A 23990-nucleotide genomic window follows, 5' to 3' on the forward strand; every position below is an offset into this window, starting at 1 on the left:
GGGAGACGCCCTTCCCTAGGCTGTCGGGATGCTCGTGCGCAGCCGTTGGGCCGTCCTCTCCGTCAGCATGGTGGCGCAGGTGGCCAGCGTGTCGGCGATGTTCGGCGTGCCCATCGTGCTGCCGCAGCTGCGGGAGGCCTTCGGGGTCACGACGGCGCAGGCCGGGGTCCTGGCCGGACTGCCGTCGTTCGGGCTGCTGCTCACGCTCCTGCTCTGGGGCCTGGTGATCGACCGGGCCGGGGAGCGGTCGACGATGGCTCTGAGCCTGGTCCTCACGGCGGGTGCGCTCGGCCTGCTCTGGTCCGTCGCACACCTGTGGAGCGCCGCCGCGGTCCTGCTGCTGGTGGGAGCGGTCGGCGGACCGGTCAACGCCGCGAGCGGGCGGCTGGTGCTCTCCTGGTTCTCCGCGGGGGAGCGCGGTCTGGCCATGGGTATCCGGCAGTCGGCGTTGCCCCTGGGCGTGGGCGTCTCCGGCCTGGTGCTACCCGGAGCGGCCGAGGCCTGGGGGTTCGTCGGGGCGATGACGCTCCCGGCCGTGCTCGCGCTCCTCGCGGTTCCGCTCGTGCTGGCGATGCCCGCGGAGCCGCCCGCGGACGTCCCGGAGAGGACCCCGGCACCGGACGCGGCGGGGGACACGGAGCGCGCGCCGACCTCCCCGACCGGATCGCCGTACCGCCACGGGGCCATCTGGCGGGTGCACGGTGTGAGCATGCTGCTCGGGGTCCCGCAGATCACCCTCATGACCTACGCGGTCATCTACCTGGTCCAGGAACAGGGGTGGAGCGCGCCCGCCGCGGGCGCGGTCGTCGCGGCGGCGCAGGTGCCCGGGGCCGCCGGTCGCCTGCTGCTCGGCGTCCGGTCGGACCGGACCGGGAACCGGATGCGACCGGTGCGATGGCTGGCGGTCGCCTCCGGGACCTGCCTGGTCCTGCTCACCGCGCTGCCGAACGCCTGGGCGTGGACGGCGGTGCCGATGGTCCTGCTCTGCCTGGTCCTGACGATGTGGCACAACGGTCTGACCTTCACCGCCGTGGCGGAGATCGCGGGGACCTCCTGGGCCGGGCGGGCCCTGGCCGTGCAGAACTGGCTCCAGGCCATCAGCACGACGCTGACTCCGGTGCTCATGGCGGCCGTGATCACCCTCGCGGGCCTGCCCGCCGTCTTCGCGGTGGCCGCGGCCTTCTCCGCCGCCGCCGCCGCGGTGGTGCCGGTCGCGCACGGGCACCGGTAGCGCCACCCCGGGAGCGGACGACGACACGGTCGCGTGGGCGGACGCGCAGCGGGGCTTGGGGCCGACCGCCCCGGCGGGGACCGGTTCGGTGCCCGTCCGGATACCGCCCGTCGGCCGGTAGGGGAGGACGCGCCCCGTCGGGGGACCGGGCCGTTCGGCCGTCGGCACGCGGATCCGGCGTGGGCGGAACACCACTTCCCTGTGGCGCTCCTGCCCGCATCGCCCGCGGTTCACCCCGTCCCGTCGCGTGGGTGGGGGAGGGCGCCGGCCTGCTGACATACGCCGGGGACGCTCCGCCTCGTAGCTCTGGCCCTGTCACCACGGCTGCCGTCCCCTCGCTCCACGGTCGGGGCGGGTCAGCCGTCCACACGTTCGCGCAGGATTTCCACACCGTCGCCGGTGAGTTCGTCCAGGTGTGCGGGGCGACCGGTCATCGCCATGATCAGAGCGAGTGTGCTCCCGCAGACGAGCGGTCCGGTGCCGGAGGCGAACGGACCGTCGGTGGCCTGGAGCCTCAACCCTTGGACCCGGCTCTTGGCGATGACGACCTGGTCCGAGCCCTGGTAGTAGTCCGCCACGCGGATCAGCGTGGCGATCGGACGGGCGCTGACGATGCCCAAGGGCCGCCTGATGTCCTCTCCGTGCACGACCGCCTCCCCCAGGACGGCGGGCTTTGGCAGGGGCGGTGACGTCGTGCTCCTTGTGACCCCTCGGAAGCGTGCGAGGGTCTCGGCGCCGGAGGTCCCCATCTGCTCGGCCAGGCGCATCGCGACCTGGGCGTCGAAGTCGAAGCGGCAGCGGATGACCCCGGCCAGCCATCGAAAGCCGTTGAGGGTCGCTGCCGACGTCAGGTGTGCGAGTACCTCGCGCACGGTCAGGCCCTCACACAGCGACGGTGTCGCCCACTGTTCCTCGGTCAGCTCCGACAGGTCGTCGGCCAACGCCGTCCGCTCCTGGTGGATCAGCGGCCACAGGTCCAGGTGACCGCTCATCGGCGGGCTCCACGGCACGGGCAGGGTGCTGGTGATGTCATCGGACGCTCCTCGGAACGGGCTTTCGCCCTGCCCCTGCGGTTGTGGGTGGACACCGGGATTATCACGCCGGCCTCCGACAGTTTCGTGCTCGTCAACACGGGTGGCGGGCTGTCATCGCACAAGACCAGTGCCAGAACCCATATCGGTGTCCGGTCCTGGAGAGCGGTGCCGGGCTCAGGGGTCCATGGCGCCGTGGAGGGTGAACCGGCGGACAGGAAGCCCACTCCGGTCGACCATGTGGACACGTTCTGGTTCGCGGGGGTGGCCTTCACACCCGGCGCGGAGACCCTGAGGGGATGACGAGGTCGACCATGCGTGTATCCGCCGTGGCCCTGCGCGCCGCCGCGCCAGCGCTCGGAGCCCGGGCCGCCCGAGCCGACCCGGGCAACGAAAAAGGCCCTGCGAACAGGGCCTTTGCTTGTGTCCGAGGGGGGACTTGAACCCCCACAGCCTTAACGGCCACTAGCACCTCAAGCTAGCGCGTCTACCTATTCCGCCACCCGGACTGGGTACATCCGGCGCTCTCGCGTCGGACAGATCAACCATAGCAAAGGTCTGGGGCAGCACGAACCAGCTTTTCCGCCGGGGAAGACCGTGGCAGGGTCGGACAGGACAGTAGGGCAAAAGGTGTGGCTGGACGGGAGTGTCAGATGGCAGAGCCAGACAGGGACCTGAGTACGGCCGAGGTCGAGGTGGTCGACCTGTGCCGGGAGCTCATCGAGTTCGACACCTCCAACTACGGCGACCATTCGGGCCCCGGGGAGCGCAAGGCGGCCGAGTACGTGGCTGCCAGGCTCGACGAGGTCGGTGTCGAGTCGAGGATCTACGAGAAGCACCCGGGGCGCAGCAACGTCGTGGCGCGGATCGCGGGAGAGGACTCCAGCCGTCCCCCTCTGCTCATCCACGGCCACCTGGACGTCGTCCCCGCGGCTCCGGAGGACTGGACCCACCATCCCTTCGCGGGCGAGGTCGCCGACGGCTGCGTGTGGGGACGCGGCGCGATCGACATGAAGAACATGAACGCGATGGTCCTGGCGATGCTGCGCCAGCGCCTGCGCGAGGGGCGCCGTCCCCCGCGCGACATCGTCCTGGCCTTCCTCGCCGACGAGGAGGCCGGCGGCACCTGGGGCGCCCAGTACCTGGTGAACGAGCACCCCGAACTGTTCGCCGACTGCGACTCGGCGATCAGCGAGGTCGGCGGCTTCTCGTTCACGGCCGGCGACGACCGCCGCCTCTACCTGGTGGAGACCGCGGAGAAGGGCATCGCCTGGATGAGGCTGACCGCGCGCGGCACCGCCGGGCACGGCTCCATGGTCAACCCCGACAACGCCGTCACCGAGTTGGCGGCGGCCGTCGCCAGGCTCGGTGAGCACCGGTTCCCCGTGCGGCTCACCCCGACCGTGCGGACCTTCCTGGAGGAGATCTGCGAGGAGTTCGGGATCCCCTTCGACGAGAAGGACGTCGAAGCCACGGTCGCCCGTCTGGGGCCCATCGCCCGCATGATCGGCGCCACCCTGCGCAACACCCTCAATCCCACCGTGCTGGGCGGCGGCTACAAGGCCAACGTCATCCCGGGCGAGGCCACCGCCCAGGTGGACGGCCGGTTCCTGCCGGGCACCGAGGACGAGTACTTCGCCGAGATCGACCGCCTGCTGGGTCCCAAGGTCAGCCGGGAGTTCATCCACCACCTGCCCGCGGTGGAGACCTCCTTCGACGGCGGCCTGGTCAACGCGATGTCGGAGTCCCTGCTGGCCGAGGACCCGGGCGCCAAGGCCGTCCCCTACTGCCTCTCCGGCGGCACGGACGCCAAGAGCTTCTCCCGACTCGGCGTGCGCAACTACGGCTTCGCCCCCCTGAAACTCCCTCCGGAACTGGACTTCGCGGGCATGTTCCACGGGGTGGACGAGCGTGTCCCGGTCGACGGACTCCAGTTCGGCGTCCGCGTCCTTGACCGTTTCGTCGGGTTGAGCTGACTTCGGGCAGCTTTGCGGTGCCCTTCCGGTGAACCGCGCCGAGAACTTTCTCGGCGCGGTCGCCGATCTGACCCGCAATCACTGTGTGTGATGCTATGGTTGCCTTGAGTTCGAGGATGTCGTGGTTCTCCGCCTGCCTCCGCAGACGTGAAGCCCCGACACCGCCGTTCGACCGTGACGGAACCGCCGCACGGGACCGTCCAGTGGCAGCGAAGCGAGGGGGCATCCATGGTGCTCGCGGGTAGGGAGTGGCTGTTCAGCAGTCGCGCTGTCCGCGTGTCCCGGAGTGCCTACACCCGGCTGCTGCTCCTGTCCGGCATCGTCGCCGTCGCCTGGCTGGCCGGGGGGATCGGTGTCGCCCACGGCGAGGCCGCACCCGAGTCCGACAGTCTGGTCGACCGCGTCCTGGAGGTCGGCGACAGCGCGGAGAGCGCGGGACAGGCCGCGGCCCAGGAGATGCGTGAAGCGCGCCTCTCCGACACCACGGCCCGTGCCGCCTCCACCACCGAGTCACTCACCGACACCGTCGTGCCCCAGGCCGCGGCGCTTCCCGCCAACGCCCTGCACGAGACCGGTGTCTCCTCGGCGCTCGACGAGACCAGGGCCGGCACCACCGCCAACAGGATGGTCGAGGACACCACCCGGACCGTCGACGGCACCGCCCGCGGCGCGGGCGACCTCGTCGGCGGCCTCGCCCGCAAGGGCCACGGCGTGGTGGAGTCCACTGACGAGTCGCTGCGCGACAGCCGTCTCGTGGACACGGTCGCCGAAGGGCTGGCCGACTCCGCGCACGTCGTGCACGGCCGGATCGACGACGCCGTGAACACCACGGCGCCGCTCGGTCTGCCGGTCCCCGGCACCTCGGACGAACTCACCGGGAACCCGGTCGGGACCACGACCGAGCGCACCACCGAAGCCGACGACCGCGGGGAGGAGCGGGTCCGTACCGGTTCCGGTGCGGCCGTCCACACACCCGTGGACCCGGCGGTGTGGCGCTCGGCCGCGGCCGAGGCCGTCGACCAGGTCCCGGACGAGGTTCCGGGGGAGCGCATCCACCTCATCGCGGGTGGGGCGCACCACCCGGCGGGGACGGACGCCACCGGCGCAGCCGCTCCGTCCTTCCCCGTACCCGGTGCCGCCGGGTTCCTCATGGCCCGGGCCGACCACCTGGCTCCCCGGGCCCAGCGGGTCGCCCTTCCCGGCGACCCCACCCTGGTCGTCCGCGACGCCGCGGACGACCCCTCCTTCTCGCCTGACTAGCCGCGTCATCCGACCGCGGCCGGTCCGTGCGCCCCTGCGCGCAGCCGTCCCGCCGAACCGGCGGGCGCGCCTTCTCCCCGGCACTCCCGGAGCACGAAGCTCTCCGTCCGCGGTCCACGAGTAGATGACCGGTCTTACTTCTCGCTGACCAAAGGACACGTGATGACCTACACCACGCATGCCCGGATCGCCGCACTGGTGACCGCGGGACTTCTCGCCACCACCGGCGGTATGGCCTACGCCGACACCGCGACCAGCGGAAACGGTTCCCTCGGGGGCGGTAACCAGCTGGTTCTGGACGGCGACATCCCCATCAACGCCTGCGGCAACGCCATCGCCGTGCTCGGCCTGGCCGGCGCCAGCTGCGTCGGCAGCGGAGCCGAGGTCAAGGAGCACGACCACGGCGGCTCGGACGTCACCACCTCGGGCAACGGCTCCGTCCTGGGCGGCAACCAGGGCGTCGTGGACGGCGACGTCCCCGTCAACGTCTGCGGCAACGCCGTCTCCGCCGTCGGCGCGGCCGGTGCCGACTGCGTCGACAGCGGAGCCGGGGTCACGGAGAAGCCCGAGGACCCCAAGGACCCTGAGGACCCGAAGGAGCCCAAGGACCCTGAGGACCCGAAGGAGCCCGAGGAGCCGAAGGACCCTGAGGAGCCCAAGGACCCTGAGGAGCCCAAGGACCCTGAGGACCCGAAGGACCCCGAGGACCCGAAGGACCCCGAGGAGCCCAAGGAGCCCAAGGAGCCCAAGGAGCCCAAGGACCCGGGCTACGGGGAGACCCCGGGGGAGGAGACCACCTCCCCGCCCGCCGAGGACAAGGACACCCCGGCTCCCGAGCTCGCCCTCACCGGGACCGACGGCGGCGCCCTCTCCGGGCTGCTCGCCACCGCCGCCGCCGCGATCGCGGCCGGTGTCGGCCTGGTCCTCTTCGGCAGGCGCCGCCGCGCCCGCGCCTGAGGTCGGCCTCCCGGGCCGTTCGCGGCCCGGGGGCTGACGCGAGTCCCGTAGCACCGGCCGAGGCCATGTGCGCGGGGTTCACGTCAGCCGCCGCCTCCGGGCGGGGCTGACCGACGGGGTGCGCGGGTCCGTCCGCAACCAGCGGAGCGCGGCTGCGGCTCACCCTCCAGAACCGGCGACACGCACCGCCCAGGTGCGGGGCCGACCGGGTGATCCCCGGCCTTGGCCGAGGGCCCGCACCCCATCCAGGGGCGTGGAACGGCCTGTGGCCCAAGCACACACACCTTCTCATCAAGACTCTCCGAAAGGACTTCCCACATGCGTAAGTGGGCCAGCACCTCAGCGAAGTCCGTGCTGTTGACGGCGGGCTTCGTCGCGCTGGGCGGCGGCGTGGCCTTCGCCGACAGCGACGTAGCGAGCAGCGGCAACGGCTCGGTCCTCGGCGGCAACCAGGCCGTCGTGAACGGCGACATCCCGGTCAACGTCTCGGGCAACGCCATCGGCGCCGTGCTGGGCACGGCCGGAGCCAGCAGCACCGGCGACGGTGCCGCGGTGGTCCACCACGACCACCACGACCCGGACGTCGCCACCTCGGGCAACGGCTCCCTCCTGGGCGGCAACCAGCTGGTCGTGGACGGCGAGATCCCGGTCAACGTCGCGGGCAACGCCATCGGCGCGGTCGGCGGTGTCGCGGGAGCCGCGGCCACCGACACCGGCGCGCTGGTGCACGAGGGCCACGGACACGGCCACCGCCACCACCAGTCCGCGCCCGCCGAGTACACGGCCATGGACCTGGTCGGCGAGGCCGCACGCAACGCCGAGGTGCTGCCGCTGCCCGACACCTCCGGCGTGGACGCGGGCGTGCTGCACCAGTCGGCCCCCCGCGAGCACCAGTCCGCGGGGCGCGAGCACCAGTCCGTCGCCACCTCGGGCAACGGTTCGCTGCTGGGCGGGAACCAGGCCGTCGTGGACCTGGACGTGCCCGTGAACGTCGCGGGCAACGCGATCGGCGCCGTCGGCGGTGTGGCCGGTGCGGCCTCGACCGACACCGGCGCCCTGGTCGTGGAGGAAGAGGAGGACGTCGCCACCTCCGGCAACGGTTCCGCGGTCGGCGGCAACCAGCTGGTCGTGGACGGCGAGATCCCGGTCAACGTCTCCGGCAACGCCGTCGCCGCGGTCGCGGGCATGGCCGGTGCCAGCAGCACCGACGACGGCGCCGCGGTCGTGCACCAGAGCGCCACCGAGCACCAGGCCGGCGCGCTGGACTCCGTGCCGCTCGTGAGCGAACTGCCCGAGGTCCCGGTCTCGGAGATGGTGCCCGTCAACTACGAGGTGAGCGAGACCACCAAGCAGGCCGTCGAGCAGCACGCCCCCGAGCAGGCCGACCAGCTGCCCGAGTCCGCGCCGCTGAAGGTGGCCGACCCGGTCGGCGAGGTCCTCGGTGCCGCGGGCGTGGGCCTGTAGCGACCGAACAGGGGGACCGTGCCCGCGGGTGACCGCGCGGCCCTGGCGGCGGCGGCGCCTCGTTCCGTGAGGAACGCGGTGGACTGCGAGGTGCCGAACACCACAGGGCGGCGGTGTCCCGGGGCGGGGTTTCCCGCACCGGCACTCCGAGTGCCGTGCGCGTCGACTGGACCGGACCGCTCACCTTCCGTACTCCCCGTTCCGTGAGGAACGCGGTGGACTGCGGGGAGCACGGAGGTGGGGGCCACCAGTCCAGGACGTGAGCCGAGTCCTCCCGGGAATATCCGGGAGGACTCGCCGCATTCCGGGGGAGGTGACGCCCGGCCGCAGTCAAGTGTGACCGAAGTCACTCGGGAGGGGTGTTGTAGGTGCTCGTCAGAGCCGGTGACCGCGAACCGACGCACGTTGCCGGGACGGCTCACGTACGCTACGAACCGGCCTCGGTGCGGGAAGCGCTTATTCTGCGGATGCCGGTGGGTGTGAGCCGGGTGCCCACCCGGGGCGACGGGATACGCACCCGAGGGGGACGGGGACACCGCCCACCCACCGATGGGGGAGTGCCAGGAGTTTCGGTTACTGTCGGTTCCCACGGGACATCGACGGACCGCGGCCGGATAGACCACGAAGGCTAGACGTAGGGGAAGAGCGTGCCACCCACGAAGGGCAGCGCCGGCAAGAACGGCTCGAAGGACAGCGGACGACAGGGGGTGGGCACCACCCTCGTCATCGTCGAGTCGCCAGCCAAGGCGAAGACCATCGCCGGTTATCTGGGGCGTGGCTACGTCGTGGAGTCCAGCATCGGCCACATCCGTGACATGCCCAACAAGGCCGCCGAGATCCCCGCCAAGTACAAGGGACAGGCCTGGGCGCGGCTCGGCGTGGACGTCGATGGCGACTTCGAACCGCTCTACGTCGTCAACACCGACAAGAAGGCGCACGTCAAGAAGCTCAAGGAGCTCGTGGAGGACGCCGACGAACTCCTCCTCGCCACGGATGAGGACCGCGAGGGCGAGGCGATCGCCTGGCACCTGCTGGAGGAGCTCAAGCCCCGGATCCCCGTCCACCGCATGGTGTTCAACGAGATCACCGAGGACGCCATCCAGCGTGCGGCCCACAACACGCGCGACCTCAACACCCGCCTGGTCAGCGCCCAGGAGACCCGGCGCATCCTGGACCGCCTCTACGGCTACGAGGTCTCACCCGTGCTGTGGAAGAAGGTCATGCCGAAGCTCTCGGCGGGCCGCGTGCAGTCCGTGGCCACCCGCCTGGTGGTCGAGCGCGAGCGCGAGCGCATGGCGTTCACCTCCGCCGAGTACTGGGACATCAAGGCGCTCTTCGACGCCACCGAGGCCGGTGCCGCCGAGGGGACCGCGGCCTTCCCCGCCACCCTGGTCTCGGTGGACGGCACCCGCGTCGCCGTCGGCCGCGACTTCACCACGCAGGGCACACTGCGCCCGGACCGCGACGTCCGCCAGCTGGACGAGGCCGCGGCCCGCGGACTGGCCGAGCGCCTGACCGGTGCCGGGTTCTCGGTCCGCTCGGTGGAGCGCAAGCCCTACCGCCGCTCGCCCTACGCGCCGTTCCGCACCACCACCCTCCAGCAGGAGGCCTCCCGCAAGCTCGGCCTGTCCGCGAAGCAGACCATGCAGGTCGCCCAGCGGCTGTACGAGCACGGCTACATCACCTACATGCGTACCGACAGCACCACGCTGTCGGACAGCGCCGTCAACGCCGCCCGCTCCCAGGTGCGCAGCCTGTACGGCGGCGACTACCTGCCCGACAAGCCGCGGGTGTACGCCAAGAAGGTCAAGAACGCGCAGGAGGCGCACGAGGCGATCCGCCCGTCCGGCGACACCTTCCGCACCCCCTCCGCCACCGGTCTGTCCGGACCGGAGCTCCGGCTCTACGAGCTGGTCTGGAAGCGCACCGTCGCCTCCCAGATGAAGGACGCGGTCGGCGAGTCCGTCACGGTGCGGATCGAGGGCGCCTCCTCCGACGGCGAGGTGGCGGAGTTCAGCGCGACCGGCAAGGTCATCACCTTCCACGGCTTCCTCAAGGCCTACGTGGAGGGCTCCGACGACCCGGCCGCCGACCTGGACGACCGCGAGCGCCGCCTGCCCGCGATGTCCGAGGGCGACCCGCTCAAGGCGCAGAACCTGGAGGCCGAGGGGCACAGCACCCGTCCGCCCGCGCGCTACACCGAGGCCACCCTGGTCAAGGAGCTGGAGGAGCGGGAGATCGGCCGGCCCTCCACCTACGCCTCGATCATCGGCACCATCCTGGACCGCGGCTACGTGTTCAAGAAGGGCACGGCGCTCGTGCCGTCCTTCCTGGCCTTCGCCGTGGTGCAGCTGTTGGAGCGGCACTTCGGCAGCCTGGTGGACTACGAGTTCACCGCGCGCCTGGAGGGCGTACTCGACGCCATCGCCCGGGGCGAGGCCGAGAGCCTGCCGTGGCTGCGCCGCTTCTACTTCGGCGGTGAGGACACCGAGGGGCACCGGGAGACCGGTCTGAAGGAGTTGGTGAGCGACCAGCTCTCCGAGATCGACCCCAAGGAGATCAGCTCCCTGCCGCTGCCCGGAACCGACATCGTGCTGAGGGTGGGGCGCTACGGCCCCTACCTGGACCGGGACGGCGTGCGGGTGAACGTGCCCGAGGACCTGGCCCCGGACGAGCTGACCAAGGAGAAGGCCGAGGAGCTGTTCGCCCAGCCCAGCGGTGACCGCGAGCTGGGTACCGACCCCGAGACCGGGCGCATGATCGTGGCCAAGACCGGGCGGTTCGGCCCCTACGTCACCGAGGTGATCGAGGAGCCGGAGGAGGCCGCCGAGGGCGGATCCAAGGCCAAGGGCAAGAAGGCCAGGCCCAAGCCGCGCACCAGCTCGCTGCTGAAGTCGATGAGCCTGGACACCGTCGCCCTGGACGACGCGCTGCGCCTGCTGTCGCTGCCCCGCGTGGTCGGCCAGCTCGACGGCGAGGACGTCACCGCGCAGAACGGCCGGTTCGGGCCCTACCTGAAGAAGGGCACCGACAGCCGTTCCCTGGAGACCGAGGACCAGATCTTCACGGTCACCCTGGAGCAGGCCGAGGCGCTGTTCGCCCAGCCCAAGCAGCGCGGGCGCCGTGCCGCCGCCCCGCCGCTGCGCGAGCTGGGCACCGACCCGGAGTCGGGCGCCAAGATGGTGGTCAAGGACGGCCGGTTCGGCCCCTACGTCACCGACGGGGAGGTCAACGCCTCCCTGCGCAAGGGCGACGAGGTCGAGTCGATCACCGACGAGCGGGCCGCCGAGCTGCTGGCCGAGCGTCGGGCCAAGGCCCCCGCCAAGAAGAAGCCCGCCGCGAAGAAGCCCGCCGCGAAGAAGACCACGGCGAAGAAGGCGTCCACCACGAAGACGGCCACCACGAAGACGGCCGCCAAGAAGACCCCGGCCAAGAAGACCGGTACGCCCAGGTCCTCCGCCAAGGAGTAGCCGGACGCGGCGGCCCGGCTCCCGGGTTCGCCGCACGCCCTCTTCACGCGTAGGCTCACCCGGGCACGACCGACGAGGCGTGCCCGGGTGAGCGGCGTCTTCGGTCCTCACTCCGGGTGGGCGTGCTCCCACCCTGTTCGGAAGGCATCTTCCGTACTACGCTTGGTGGAACTGATGGGGATGCGGAAACGTGTGTGGCCCCAGAGGTACCCACCGAATCTGAGGCGGACCCGCGGTCCGTCGTCCCCCTTTCCCCTCACCGAATAACCTTGAGCGCTATGAGCAGATCTGCACCACCGGGAGCGCCGTCCGAGGCGCGTAACGTCCTCGCGATCACACCCTTCCGAAGGCTGTGGATCTCGCTTACCCTGTCCAGCCTGGGTGACTGGCTGAGCCTGCTGGCCCTGATCTCCCTGGCGGCGGTCTTCACCGCCGACAGCTCCCGACTCGTCCAGTACCTGGCCGTCAGCGGCGTCGTGGTGATCAAGCTCGCCCCGTCGGTCCTGCTGAGCCCGCTGGCCGTGACGGTCGCCGACCGCCTCGACCGCAAGTGGACGATGGTGGTCGGGGACGTCCTGCGCGCCCTCCTGTACGTCTCCATCCCCCTCGCGGGCCTCCTCCTCCCCGGTTTCGCGCTGGAGTGGCTGTTCATCGCCGGCCTCCTGGCCGAGGTCGTCTCCCTGTTCTGGGCGCCGGCCAAGGACGCCACGGTCCCCAACCTGGTGCCCCGCAAGCTGTTGGATCAGGCCGACCGGCTGAGCCTGCTCACCACCTACGGCACCGCGCCCCTCGCGGCGCTGCTGTTCGCCGCGCTCGCCTCCGCCAGCAACGTGCTCGGCGCGGTGCTGCCCTCGATGGCCAGCCCCGAGGCGGACGTCGCCCTCTACCTCAACGGCCTGACCTTCCTCGTCGCGGCGGTCGTCATCGCCGGTCTGCCGATTCCCAAGCACAAGCCGTCCAAGGACAGTGAGAGCGCCACCCGCGACAGCGGCATCCTGCGCTCGGTGCTGACCGGCCGGCGCCACGCGGGCGGCACACCGCTCGTGCGCGGCCTCGTCCTGGGCATGCTCGGCGCCCTCGCCGCCGGGGGCGCCGTCATCGGTGTCGGCCGCCTCCACGTCGAGAGCCTGGGCGCGGGCAACGCCGGGTTCGGTGTGCTCTTCGCGGCGGTCTTCGCGGGCATGGCCCTGGGCATGCTCGCCGGGCCCCGGCTGCTCAAGCAGTTCAGCCGCAGGCGTCTGTTCGGCCTGAGCATCGCCCTCGCCGGTCTGGCCCTGCTGTTCGCGGGTGCCGTCGCCGACATGGTGCTCACCGCCGCCCTCAGCGCCCTGCTCGGCGTGGGCGCCGGTATCGCCTGGGTGATCGGCCTGACCATGCTCGGTCACGAGGTCGAGGACGAGTACCGGGGTCGTACCCTCGCCTTCCTGCACGGCGCCGCCCGCATCGTCCTGGTGGGCGCTGCCGCGCTCGCCCCCCTGGCCGCCGGGCTCATCGGCAGCTACGCGATCCCGCTGGGTTCGCTCACCTACGACCTGCGCGGCGGCGGTGTCGTGCTGATGGCCTCGGGTCTGCTCGCCGTCGTCGTGGCCCTGGTCTGCTACCGCCAGATGAACCGCCGGGACGATCCCGAAGCCGGCCCCGGCCTCCTTCCCGAGCTGTTCGCGGCGCTGCGCGGCGTCGCGGTCACGGAGGAGGACGAGGAGGCGGCCAGGCCCGCCGGCGCGTTCATCGTCATCGAGGGCGGCGAGGGCGCGGGCAAGTCCACCCAGGTGCGCGAGCTGACGGTGTGGCTGCGCGACCAGGGCTTCGAGGTGATCGGCACCCGCCAGCCGGGCGCGACCAAGCTCGGCATGCGCCTGCGCGGCCTGCTCCTGGACCGGGAGAACTCGCACATCACCCCGCGCGCCGAGGTGCTGCTGTACGCCGCCGACAAGGCCGACCACGTCGAGCAGGAGATCCTGCCGGCGCTGCGGCGCGGCGCGATCGTCATCAGCGACCGCTACGTGGACTCGCTGCTCGCCTACCAGGGCGCGGGCCGGGACCTGTCGGTGGACGACATCCGCGGCATCAGCGGTTGGGCCACACAGGGCCTGGTACCGGACCTGACGGTGCTGCTGGACGTGCGCCCCGAGGACGGCCTGTCCCGCCTGGGCGGTCCCGCCGACCGCATCGAGGGCGAGTCGGCGGAGTTCCACAACAAGGTCCGCAAGGGCTTCCTGGAGTTGGCCAAGGCCGACCCCGAGCGCTACCTGGTACTCGACGCGCGTGAACCGCGGGAGAGGACCACCCGCGAGATCCAGCGCCGGGTGCGCTCCATGCTGCCCGACCCGGTCCCGAGCAGCGCGGAGGCGGTCACCGGCATGATCCCGGTGATCAGGAACGACTGAGCGGCACGGACGCCGGAAGGGTTCCCTCCCACCACGGGAGGGAACCCTTCTCGTCCTCGGGAGCGGTGGCCGGCCGCTCCGGTGGTGGCCGGGAGGGACGGCGCGCGAGCCGCGCCGCCCCTCCCGGCCGGGCCCGGGCTCAGGACCCGTGGGTGATCAGCGAGGTGAAGGTGTTCGGACCGACCACGCCGTCGTCCTCGATCCCGGCCTCCTGCTGGAAGGACTCGACGGCGGCCAGGGTCGCCGGGCCGAAGATCCCGTCGACGGCCAGGTCGCTGCCGTGGCCCTCGTTGAGCGCGTACTGCGCGGCCCGGACCCTCGCCCCCTCGTGGCCCCGGCGGACGAGGCCGAAGTCGTCGGTCAGCTGCCCCCAGGTGGCGGCGTCGACCCGGCCGGTGGCCTCCCGGCCCCTGTCGTCCTGGTACGCGGTGAGCGCCTCGGTCAGCGCGGGGCCGAACCGCTCGTCGACGTTCCTGTGGCCGTAGTAGCCGAGGTCCGCGAGCACGAACTCGACGACGGCGACCTCCCAGGTCCGCTGTCCCTCCGCCAGTTCGGGCCACCCGGCGGCCACCGCCGCGGTCCGCTCGGTCTCGCTGTGCGTGTTCGTCATCGTCTTCCCCCTTGGTTCGGTTCCCCCGTATGTGCGGCCGTCTCCCCGGCCACACACGGGGAGATCCGGGGACGGTGCCCGGAGTTCGCGTCGATGTGCCCTCTGGCCTGATGCGGACAATCCCCTGACCTGCGACAACCATGGGGCGAGTCGCGCGTCGTCACTCTCGGTGCATGCCCTTTCCGGCTCTCCCGGGAGGGGGAGCAGGGCGCGCGGGCGGCCCGGACGCGGGGGACGGACGGGACGAGCCTGTGGACGACGGCCCGCGCGTCGGTGCCGGCTCCTATCCTGAAGGTCCAGACATCAGCGGCGGCTCCCGGGGGGAAGAGTGACGGTCTTCGACGACCTCGTCGGCCAGCAGGGCGCGACGGGCCAGCTCAAGCGTGCCGTGGCCGGCGCGACCGACCTCGTCTCCGGGGGCCGGGGCACCGGGATGACCCACGCCTGGCTGTTCACCGGGCCGCCCGGCTCCGGGCGCGAGGAGGCCGCGCTGGCCTTCGCCGCGGCCCTCCAGTGCGCCGACGGAGGCTGCGGGCACTGCGACTCCTGCCACCAGGTCCTCGCCGGGACCCACCCCGACATGCTGTACGTGCGGCCCAGCGGACTGAGCTTCGGAGTGGCCGCCACCCGCGACCTCGTGCTGCGCGCGGGCTCCAAGCCCTCCGGCGGGCGGTTCCGGATCATCCTGTTCGAGGACGCCGACCGTGCCACCGAGGCCGCCTCCAACGCCCTGCTCAAGGCGGTGGAGGAACCCTCCCCGCGCACGGTGTGGCTGCTGTGCACGCCCACCCCCGAGGACCTGCTCGTCACCATCCGCTCCCGCTGCCGCATGGTCACCCTGACCACTCCCGGCACTCGGGAGTTGGCGGACGCCCTCGTCCAGCGCGACGGGATCGACGCCGACACCGCCCGCTCGGCCGCGGTCGCCGCCGCCGGACGGATCGACCGGGCCCGGCAGCTGGCCACCGATCCCGAAGCGCGCAGGCGCCGGGAGGAGGTGCTGTCCATCCCGGTCCGGCTCGACGGTCTCGGTGCGTGCGTCACCTCCGCCGCACGGCTCTACGAGATCGCCGAGGAGGAGTCCAAGGCCCTCACCAAGGCACTCGACGAGAAGGAGCGGGGAGAGCTCAGGGCCGCGTTCGGCGAGGGCTCCACGGGCAAGGGCGTGGCCAAGGCGGTACGCGGCTCGGCGGGCGCGATGAAGGACCTGGAGGAGCGGCAGAAGCGCCGCGCGACCCGGACCAAGCGCGACTCCTACGACCGTGCCCTGCTCGACCTGGCCGCCTTCTACCGGGACGTGCTCACCCTGCAGCTCGGGGCGCGGGTGGAACTGTCCACGGCCGAGCGCTCCGGCGACCTGGAGCGCGTCGCGCGCGCCGGCGCCCCCGAGCCCACGCTGCGCCGGATCGACGCCATCATGCAGTGCCGTGAGCGTATCGCCGCGAACGTGCACCCCCAGATCGCCATGGAGGCCATGACCTCCGCCCTCCTGGCCGGATAGGCGGCGGCGCCACGGGCGCGGGGCCCGCGCCGTTGGTGGACAATGGTGCGGCGTTGACGACACGCCGACCAGGGTCGGCCGTAACAGGAAGGCGGACGCCGGTGAGGACGAGGGTTCGGGGAACGTGGGCGGCCGTGCTCGCCGGGGTCGTGCTGCTGGCGACGGCGTGTACGGCGGACCCGGGGGAGCCGTCGGGGGAGGGAGGCGCCCCCGAGGCCGTGGACGCGCTCGCCGGCTTCGCCGACCAGGAACTCGCCTGGGACGAGTGCGACAGCGGCCCGTCCGGTACCGAGTGCGCGACCTACGAGGTGCCCCTGGACTACGAGGCCCCCGGGGGCGAGCGCATCGGGATCGCGGTCAAGCGGCTCCCCGCCAGCGGCGGCGACGCCCTCGGCTCCCTGCTGGTCAACCCCGGCGGGCCGGGCGGTTCCGGGTACGACTTCGTCGACCACGCCCCCCACATCGTCAGCAGCGCGGTGCGCAAGAGGTTCGACGTGGTCGGGTTCGACCCGCGCGGGGTCGGGCGCAGCTCACCGTTGACCTGCATGGACGCCGAGGGCATCGACGAGTTCCTCGGCGGTGTGGACAGTGTCGAGGGCGACGGCGACATGTCCGAGGTGACCGACGCCGAGCAGAGGGAGCTGGAGGAGGACAGCCGCGACTTCGTCGAGGCCTGTCAGGCCAACGATCCCGAGCTCATGCTGCACATGGGCACCGCCGACGTCGCCCGCGACATGGACATCCTGCGCGCCCTGGTCGGCGACGAGCAGCTCACCTACCTGGGCGCCTCCTACGGCACCCACATCGGCGCCCAGTACGCCGAGCAGTTCCCCGACCGGGTGCGCGCGCTGGTGCTCGACGGCGCCATGGACCCCAGCCAGGGACAGCTCGACCTCAGCGTGCAGCAGGCGGCCGGGTTCGAGACCGCACTGCGGGCCTTCGTGGAGGACTGCCTCGACCTGCCGGACTGCCCGCTCGGCGGTTCCGGCGACAGTGTGGACGACGGTGTCGACGCGCTGAGCGGTTTCCTTGCGGACACCGCCGAGGAGCCCCTGTCCAACAGCATGGACGACCGCGAGGTCAACCGGGCCCGTGCCGAGCTGGGCGTACTCGCCGCCCTGTACACCGAGAACTGGTGGCCGCGCGTGCGCGAGGGGCTCACCGCCGGGATGGAGGACGGTGACGGCACCGTGCTGATGCAGCTCGCCGACGACCTGTACAACCGCGGGGAGCCGGCCGCCTACGAGAACTCCACGGCGGCGCTCATCGCGGTGAACTGCTCCGACTCGCCCAGCCCGCGCGACGTGCAGGCCTACGCCGACGCCGCCGCCGAGGCCGGTGAGGAGTCGCCGATCTTCGGTCCCACACTGGCGTGGGGCGCGCTGCCGTGCGCGTACTGGCCGGAGGAGGCGGTGGCCCCGTCCGCCGAGCTCGACGGCGAGGGGGCCGACCCCGTCATGGTGGTGGGCACCACGCGGGACTCGGCCACCCCGTACGCGTGGTCCGAGGCGCTCGCCGAACAGCTCGACTCGGGCTTCCTGGTGACCCGGGACGGCGACGGCCACACCGGCTACCGGATGGGCGACCAGTGCGTCGACGAGACCGTGGACGCCTACCTGATCGATCTCGCCGTACCCGAGGACGGAATGGCCTGCGTGTAGTCCCGTTGCATAGCAATTATCACGCTGTTATGGAATAGGGGTTGCACGGAGGCGCACTAACGGAGAAGACAGGGAGCCCCCGCACGCGCATGATTGTTCTGGGATTACTGGCGGATATCGCCATTCCTTGAAATCGTGTGGGTGGGGTATGGAAAACACCAGAATTGCTGTCGTGGGAATCGCTCTGCGTTATCCGGACGCAGACTCCCCCCTGGATCTTTGGGATAACGTACTCGCTGGCAGGAGGGCCTTCCGCCGTCTTCCCAGCGAGCGCATGAACCTGGACGACTACTGGTCCCAGGACCCTTCCGCGGAGGACCGCTTCTACTCGGACAAGGCTGCGGTGCTGCGCGGGTTCTCGTTCGACAGGGCGCGCTACCGGGTGTCCGGGAGTTCTTTCCGTTCGACGGATATGACGCACTGGCTCGCTCTCGACACGATGGCCCGGGCCTTGGAGGACGCTGGTTTCCCCGAGGGGGATGGGCTGCCGCGGCGGTCCACCGGAGTGGTCATCGGAAACAGCCTCACGGGTGAGTTCTCCCGGGCCAACACGATGCGGCTGCGCTGGCCCTACGTGCGCAGGACGGTCGCCTCGGCCCTGCTCGACCACGGTTGGGGGGAGGAGGAGGCCGACGCCTTCCTGTCCGACCTGGAGGAGTCCTACAAGGCACCCTTTCCACGCATCGACGAGGACACCCTCGCCGGGGGCCTGTCCAACACCATCGCGGGCCGGGTCTGCAACCACTTCGACCTGGGCGGCGGCGGCTACACGGTCGACGGCGCCTGCTCGTCCTCCCTGCTGTCGGTCGCCACGGCCGCGACCGCCCTGGCCGAGGGGGACCTCGACGCCGCGCTCGCCGGCGGGGTCGACCTGTCCATCGACCCCTTCGAGGTGATCGGCTTCGCCAAGACCGGGGCCCTGGCCACCGGCGAGATGAAGGTCTACGACAAGGACTCCAACGGTTTCTGGCCGGGGGAGGGCTCCGGGGCGCTCGTTCTCATGCGGGAGGAGGACGCGATCGCCCAGGGCAAGCGCGTCTACGCCGTGATCACGGGCTGGGCGGTCTCCTCCGACGGCAGGGGCGGGATCACCCGGCCCGAGGAGAGCGGGCACCGGCTCGCGCTGGAGCGGGCCTACGCGCGGGCCGGGTACGGGATCGAGACGGTCGGCTACTTCGAGGGCCACGGCACCGGCACCGCGCTGGGCGACGCGACCGAGCTCGCGGCGCTCTCCGGCGCCAGGACCGCCGCCGACCCCTCCGCCCCTCCGGCGGCCCTCGGCTCGGTGAAGGCCAACTTCGGCCACACCAAGGCCGCGGCGGGTGTCGCCGGACTGATCAAGGCGATCCTCACCGTGTACCACCGGGTCATCCCGCCCGGCACCGGGCACCACGACCCGCACCCGCTGCTGGAGGAGGAGTCGGCGGCGCTGTACGTGCCGGACCGCGCGCTGCCGTGGCCCCAGGACCGCCCCGTGCGTGCCGGGGTCTCGGCCATGGGGTTCGGCGGGGTCAACACCCACATCACGGTGGAGGCGGCGGCCGACCGTGAGGGAGCCGGGATCACAGCCCGCACCCGCGAGCTGGTGTCCGGTCGCCAGGGCGCCGAACTGCTGGTCGTGGAGGGCGGTGACACCGCCGACGTGCGCCAGCGGCTGGAGGAGCTCTCGGAGGTCCTGCCCCGCCTCTCCTACGCCGAGCTCACCGACCTGGCGCACACACTCGCCGAGCGGACCGGTGGAGGCCCCGCGCGCGCCGCCGTCGTCGCCTCCTCGCCCGAGGCCGCCGCGGACGCGGTACGCGCGCTGGTCGAACGGATCGACTCGGGTGAGCGGGAGGTCGTCTCCCCGGCGCGGGGGATCTTCCTCGCGCACCGATCCACCCCGCCCAGCATCCGCTACCTCTTCCCCGGACAGGGCTCGGGGAACGGCGGACCCGGTGCGCTCCGCCGCCGGTTCGGCCGGGCCGACGAGGTCGTGGCCTCCGCCCGGCTGCGGGCGGACGGGGACCAGGCGGCCACCGAGATCGCCCAGCCGCGCATCGTGGCCGGTTCCCTGGCGGCCCTGGCCGTGCTGGACGACATCGGCGTGCGGGCGGACGGGGCCGTCGGCCACAGCCTCGGCGAGTTGACCGCCCTGCACTGGGCGGGTGCGGCCGACGCCGCCGAGATCCTCGACCTCGCCGCCGCCCGGGGCCGAGCGATGGCCGCGACGGGCGGGGACGACGGTGCCATGGCCGGTCTGGCGGCCTCTCCCGAGCGGGTGGAGGCGCTGGTCGCGGACGAGGCCGAACTGGTCGTCGCCGGGTACAACGGGCCCGAGCAGACCGTCGTCTCCGGTGCGGCCGAGGCCGTGGAGAGGGTCTGCCGGAGGGCGCGCGCCGACGGGATCGCCGCCACGCGCGTGAACGTCTCGCACGCCTTCCACTCCCCGTTGGTCGCCCCCGCCACCGAGGAGTTCGGCCGACGGCTCGACGGGACCCGGTTCGCGCCGCTGTCGGCCGGTGTGGTCTCCACGGTGACCGGGGCGCCCCTCGGCGCCGACACCGATACGCGTTCACTCCTGAGCGAGCAGATCGTGCTCCCGGTGCGTTTCCACGAGGCCGTCGTCCGTGCGGCGGAGGGCGCGGACCTCTTCGTCGAAGTGGGTCCGGGGCGCGTGCTCACCGGACTCGCGGCCACCGCCGTTCCGGACGTCCCGGCCGTGGCCGTGGACACGGACTCCACCTCACTGGCCTCCTTCCTCGGGGCGGTCGCCGCCGTCTACGCCCTCGGCGCGCCCGTGGACGTACGGGCGCTCTTCACCGGGCGGCTCGTCCGGGACCTGCCGGACGAGTTCGAGTTCCTGGCCAGTCCCTGTGAGACCGCCCCCAGCGTGGAGGTGGGGCGCACCGACGGCAGGGCCCCCGCGCCCGCTGTCCCCGAGGACGGGGCGGGCGGCGGCCGGGAGGAGGCCGCCGACACGTTGGAGCTCCTGCGCGCGCTCTCCGCCGAACGCGTCGAACTCCCCGTGTCCATGGTGGGGCCGGACACACGGCCGCTGGACGACCTCCACCTGAGCTCCATCACGGTCGGCCAGATCGTCAACGAGGTCACCCGGCGCCTGGGCCTGCCCCCGATGGGGGCGACGTCGGGGTACGCGACCTCCAGCCTGGGGGAACTGGCCGAGACCATCGACGCGCTGGCGCGGACCGCGGACGGCGGGGACGCCGCGGGGGAGGCACCGGGGGTGGCTCCGTGGGTGCGCGCCTTCGAGGCCGCCTACGTCGAGGCCCCGCCTCCTCGGCCGGGGCCCGCCGAGACCGCCGACCGGGACCGGGACGGGTGGAGCGTGTACGCCTCGCCCGGACACCCCCTGGCCGAGCCGCTGCGCGAGGCGCTCTCCGACCACGGCGGTGGCGTCCTCCTCTGCCTCCCCGCCGACGGCGGGGCACACCTCGTGGGGACGTTCCTGGACGCGGCACGCGCCGCGCTGGCCGCCGGACCGGAGGGACGGTTCGTCGTGGTCCAGGGCGGGCGCGGTGCCTCGGGGGTCGCCAGGACGCTGCACCAGGAGCTGCCCGGTGTGACCACCACCCTGATCACCCTGCACGACCCGGAGCCGGCTCCCGGTGAGGCGCGGGAGGAGGCCGTGCGCCGGGTGGCCGCCGAGGTCGCGGCCACATCCGGGTTCGCGGAGGTGCGCTACGACGCGGAGGGACGCCGCACGGTCCCCGTGCTGCGGGCCACGCTCCCCGGACGGCCGGACGGCGGTGAGGCCCCCCTCGGGCCGGACGACGTGCTCCTGGTCACCGGCGGCGGAAAGGGCATCACCGCCGAGTGCGCCCTGTCCCTGGCCACGGAGTACGGTGCCGGGCTCGCCCTCGTCGGCCGCGCGTCCGAGGAGGAGGACGCCGAGCTGGCCGCGAACCTGGAGAGGATGTCGGCGTCCGGGGTCCGCTACCGCTACGAGCGGGCCGACGTGACCCGCCCCGAGGAGGTCCGGCGCGCGGTGAGCGCCCTCCAGGAGCGGCTGGGAGCCGTCACCGCGGTGCTGCACGGAGCCGGCCGCAACGAGCCGGCCGCTGTGGGAACGCTGACCGAGCCGGTCTTCCGGCGCACGCTCGCGCCCAAGACCGACGGCCTGGAGGCCGTCCTCGGCGCGCTCGACCCCGCGCGGCTGCGCCTGCTGGTCACCTTCGGCAGCATCATCGGCCGGGCCGGGCTGCGCGGTGAGGCGCACTACTCCACCGCCAACGACTGGCTCACCGAGATGACGGTCGAGTACGGGCGGGAGCACCCGGACACACGCGTCCTGGCCCTGGAGTGGTCGGTGTGGTCCGGCGCCGGTATGGGGGAGAGGCTCGGCGTGGTGGAGGCGCTGATGCGCGACGGCATCACGCCCGTCTCCGCCGAGGAGGGGATAGCGGTCCTGCACCAGGTCCTCCGTGATCCCTCCGCGGGCCCGGTGCTGGTCGTCAGCGGCCGTACCGGCGGCATGCCGACGCTCGCGACGGAGGAGCGCGAACTCCCCCTGGGCCGTTTCGTCGACCGGGTCCTCGTGCACTACCCCGGGGTCGAGCTGGTCACCGAGACCGTGCTGTCGTCGACCGACGACCCCTACCTGGACGACCACCTGCTGGACGGCGACATGCTCTTCCCCGCGGTGGTCGGCATGGAGGCGATGGCCCAGGTCGCGGCGGCCGTGAGCGGGCACAGCGGTCCTCCCGTGCTGGAACGGGGGCGCTTCCTGCGCCCGGTGGCCGTCCGTCCCGGAGACACGACCACCATCCGCGTCGCCGCGCTGGTGCGCGACGGCGAGACGGTGGAGGTCGTCGTCCGCAGCGAGGAGACGGGCTACGACGCGGACCACTTCCGCGCCGTCCTGAGCTGGCGGAGCACCGGTCCCGAGGAGGAGCGCCCCCCGACGGCGGACACGGTCCTGTCGCTGCCCCGGGTGCCGATCGATCCCGACGAGCTGTACGGGAGCGTCCTCTTCCAGGGCAAGCGGTTCCAGCGGCTGCTGTCCTACCGAAGGGTGAGCGCGCGCCACGTGGTCGCGGAGCTGTCCACCGTCGCTCCGGGGGACTGGTTCGGGGTCTTCCTGCCCCAGGAGAGGGTCCTGGCGGATCCGGGAGTGCGCGACGCCGCCATGCACGTCCTCCAGGCCTGCGTCCCGGACGGGACCCTGCTGCCGGAGGGAGTCGACCGGATCGTCCTGGCCCGTCCCGAGGACCAGGAGGCCGACTGCGTGCTGCTCGACGCGCGCGAGCGCTCGCAGGACGGGGACTCCTACGTCTACGACGTCGATGTGCGGGACTCCTCCGGGGCGCTGGTGGAGCGCTGGGAGGGCCTGCGGCTCAGGGCGGTGCGCCGGAGCGGCGGCGCCGGCCCGTGGGTGCCCGCGCTGCTGGGGCCGCACCTGGAGCGTGAACTGGAGCAGGTGCTGGGCGGTTCCAGGGCCGTGGTCGTCGATCCCGACCCGTCCTCCGGCCCCGCCGGGGACACCGAGGAGCGGAGGGCGAGGACCGAACTCGCGGTCAGCCGGGCCCTGAACCGGCCCGTCCGGGTGCGCCACCGTCCGGACGGGCGCCCGGAGGCGGAGGAGTCGGCGGTGTCGGCCTCGCACGGGGCGGGGGTGACGCTGGCGGTCGCGGGCGCGGAACGGATCGCCTGCGACGTGGAGACCGTGGCCGAACGCCCGCAGGAGGAGTGGAGCGGCCTGCTCGGCCACGGGCTCCTGTCCGTGCGCGACCTGGTCGCCGAGCAGGCGGGGGAGTCCGCGCACGTCGCGGCGACGCGCCTGTGGAGCGCCCTGGAGTGCCTGCGCAAGTCGGGGGGCACCGGCCGCTCCCTGACCCTGGAGGAGGTGCGCCCCCACGGGTGGGTGGTCCTCTCGTCGGGGGACGCCCGCGTCGCCACCTGGACGACCACGCTGAACGCGAACCCCGACCCGGTGGTGTTCGCCGTCCTGTCCGGAGAGGAGAGGTGATGTCCGACTACTACGAGCTCCGCCACACCGTCGGTTTCGAGGAGACGAACCTGGTGGGCAACGTCTACTACGTCAACTACCTGCGCTGGCAGGGGCGCTGCCGGGAGATGTTCCTCAAGGAGCGGGCCCCCGGCGTCCTGGAGGACGTGCGCGGGGACCTGAAGCTGTTCACGCTCAAGGTGGACTGCGAGTTCTTCGCCGAGATCACGGCCTTCGACGAACTCTCCGTACGGATGCGCCTGGAGGAGCTGACCCAGACCCAGGTGCAGTTCTCCTTCGACTACGTGCTCCTGGACGGCGAGGCGGAGACGCTCGTGGCGCGCGGCAGGCAGCGCATCGCCTGCATGCGCGGTCCCAACACGGCCACGGTGCCCACCCGCGTCCCCGAGGAGCTGCGCGAGGTACTCGCGGCGTACACCGTGGACGGGACGGCCGCGGGCGGCCGCGCCCCGGTACGAACGGCGGGTGGTTGAC

General features: G+C 72.4%; 13 protein-coding genes and 1 tRNA gene. 11 read left to right on the top strand and 3 right to left on the bottom strand.

Going from position 1 to position 23990, the window contains the following annotated elements:
* Positions 1-28: 28 nt before the first annotated feature.
* Positions 29-1231: an MFS transporter gene (locus FYX01_RS05115; RefSeq protein WP_150238070.1), complete on the top strand. Its 1203-nt coding sequence runs from the start codon at positions 29-31 to the stop codon at positions 1229-1231.
* A 356-nt stretch (positions 1232-1587) separates the two neighbouring features.
* Here the strand turns inward: FYX01_RS05115 and FYX01_RS05120 are convergent, their stop codons facing one another.
* Positions 1588-2223, bottom strand: a complete 636-nt coding sequence (locus FYX01_RS05120) for a maleylpyruvate isomerase family mycothiol-dependent enzyme (protein ID WP_150238072.1) — start codon at positions 2221-2223, stop codon at positions 1588-1590.
* 463 nt (positions 2224-2686) lie between these two features.
* A tRNA-Leu gene (locus FYX01_RS05125) sits at positions 2687-2771 on the bottom strand.
* 144 nt (positions 2772-2915) lie between these two features.
* Between FYX01_RS05125 and FYX01_RS05130 the strand changes: the two genes are divergently transcribed.
* The 6 genes from FYX01_RS05130 (at position 2916) to tmk (ending at position 13776) form a co-directional block, all read left to right on the top strand.
* Entirely contained in the window at positions 2916-4238 is a 1323-nt protein-coding gene (locus FYX01_RS05130) for a M20/M25/M40 family metallo-hydrolase (protein ID WP_150238074.1), read from the top strand.
* Between the two features lie 228 nt (positions 4239-4466).
* Entirely contained in the window at positions 4467-5498 is a 1032-nt protein-coding gene (locus FYX01_RS05135) for a hypothetical protein (RefSeq protein WP_150238075.1), read from the top strand.
* 162 nt (positions 5499-5660) lie between these two features.
* Positions 5661-6455, top strand: a complete 795-nt coding sequence (locus tag FYX01_RS05140; RefSeq protein WP_150238077.1) for a chaplin family protein — start codon at positions 5661-5663, stop codon at positions 6453-6455.
* A 318-nt stretch (positions 6456-6773) separates the two neighbouring features.
* Positions 6774-7919 carry a hypothetical protein gene (locus FYX01_RS05145; protein WP_150238079.1) on the top strand — a complete coding sequence of 382 codons (1146 nt, stop codon included), beginning with the start codon at positions 6774-6776 and terminating at the stop codon, positions 7917-7919.
* Between the two features lie 647 nt (positions 7920-8566).
* A complete protein-coding gene (gene topA / locus FYX01_RS05150; protein WP_150238081.1) occupies positions 8567-11389 on the top strand; it encodes a type I DNA topoisomerase in 2823 nt (940 codons plus the stop codon).
* 278 nt (positions 11390-11667) lie between these two features.
* Positions 11668-13776: a dTMP kinase gene (gene tmk / locus FYX01_RS05155; RefSeq protein ID WP_150238083.1), complete on the top strand. Its 2109-nt coding sequence runs from the start codon at positions 11668-11670 to the stop codon at positions 13774-13776.
* A 139-nt stretch (positions 13777-13915) separates the two neighbouring features.
* Here tmk and FYX01_RS05160 read toward each other — a convergent pair whose 3' ends face one another.
* Entirely contained in the window at positions 13916-14386 is a 471-nt protein-coding gene (locus FYX01_RS05160) for a peptidoglycan-binding domain-containing protein (RefSeq protein ID WP_150238085.1), read from the bottom strand.
* Positions 14387-14714: 328 nt separating this feature from the next.
* Between FYX01_RS05160 and FYX01_RS05165 the strand changes: the two genes are divergently transcribed.
* The 4 genes from FYX01_RS05165 to FYX01_RS05180 all read left to right on the top strand — a co-directional run bounded on the left by FYX01_RS05165 (position 14715) and on the right by FYX01_RS05180 (position 23989).
* The gene (locus FYX01_RS05165; RefSeq protein ID WP_150238087.1) at positions 14715-15887 is read left to right on the top strand and encodes a DNA polymerase III subunit delta'; all 1173 of its coding nucleotides are present in this window, start codon (positions 14715-14717) and stop codon (positions 15885-15887) included.
* Positions 15888-16021: 134 nt separating this feature from the next.
* Positions 16022-17548 carry an alpha/beta hydrolase gene (locus tag FYX01_RS05170; RefSeq protein ID WP_150238667.1) on the top strand — a complete coding sequence of 509 codons (1527 nt, stop codon included), beginning with the start codon at positions 16022-16024 and terminating at the stop codon, positions 17546-17548.
* Positions 17549-17696: 148 nt separating this feature from the next.
* The gene (locus FYX01_RS05175) at positions 17697-23516 is read left to right on the top strand and encodes a type I polyketide synthase (RefSeq protein ID WP_150238090.1); all 5820 of its coding nucleotides are present in this window, start codon (positions 17697-17699) and stop codon (positions 23514-23516) included.
* Entirely contained in the window at positions 23516-23989 is a 474-nt protein-coding gene (locus FYX01_RS05180) for an acyl-CoA thioesterase (RefSeq protein ID WP_150238092.1), read from the top strand. The genes FYX01_RS05175 and FYX01_RS05180 overlap by 1 nt, the downstream gene beginning before the upstream one ends.
* Position 23990 lies beyond the last annotated feature (1 nt).

The organism is Nocardiopsis quinghaiensis (assembly GCF_008638365.1).
Taxonomy (GTDB): domain Bacteria; phylum Actinomycetota; class Actinomycetes; order Streptosporangiales; family Streptosporangiaceae; genus Nocardiopsis; species Nocardiopsis quinghaiensis.

What these genes read in the sequence shown, in the direction of transcription:
- FYX01_RS05115 (WP_150238070.1), top strand. Translation starts at nt 29, where the DNA reads ATGCTCGTGCGCAGCCGTTGGGCCGTCCTCTCCGTCAGCATGGTGGCG.
- FYX01_RS05120 (WP_150238072.1), bottom strand. Translation starts at nt 2,223, where the DNA reads ATGAGCGGTCACCTGGACCTGTGGCCGCTGATCCACCAGGAGCGGACG.
- FYX01_RS05130 (WP_150238074.1), top strand. Translation starts at nt 2,916, where the DNA reads ATGGCAGAGCCAGACAGGGACCTGAGTACGGCCGAGGTCGAGGTGGTC.
- FYX01_RS05135 (WP_150238075.1), top strand. Translation starts at nt 4,467, where the DNA reads ATGGTGCTCGCGGGTAGGGAGTGGCTGTTCAGCAGTCGCGCTGTCCGC.
- FYX01_RS05140 (WP_150238077.1), top strand. Translation starts at nt 5,661, where the DNA reads ATGACCTACACCACGCATGCCCGGATCGCCGCACTGGTGACCGCGGGA.
- FYX01_RS05145 (WP_150238079.1), top strand. Translation starts at nt 6,774, where the DNA reads ATGCGTAAGTGGGCCAGCACCTCAGCGAAGTCCGTGCTGTTGACGGCG.
- tmk (WP_150238083.1), top strand. Translation starts at nt 11,668, where the DNA reads ATGAGCAGATCTGCACCACCGGGAGCGCCGTCCGAGGCGCGTAACGTC.
- FYX01_RS05160 (WP_150238085.1), bottom strand. Translation starts at nt 14,386, where the DNA reads ATGACGAACACGCACAGCGAGACCGAGCGGACCGCGGCGGTGGCCGCC.
- FYX01_RS05175 (WP_150238090.1), top strand. Translation starts at nt 17,697, where the DNA reads ATGGAAAACACCAGAATTGCTGTCGTGGGAATCGCTCTGCGTTATCCG.
- FYX01_RS05180 (WP_150238092.1), top strand. Translation starts at nt 23,516, where the DNA reads ATGTCCGACTACTACGAGCTCCGCCACACCGTCGGTTTCGAGGAGACG.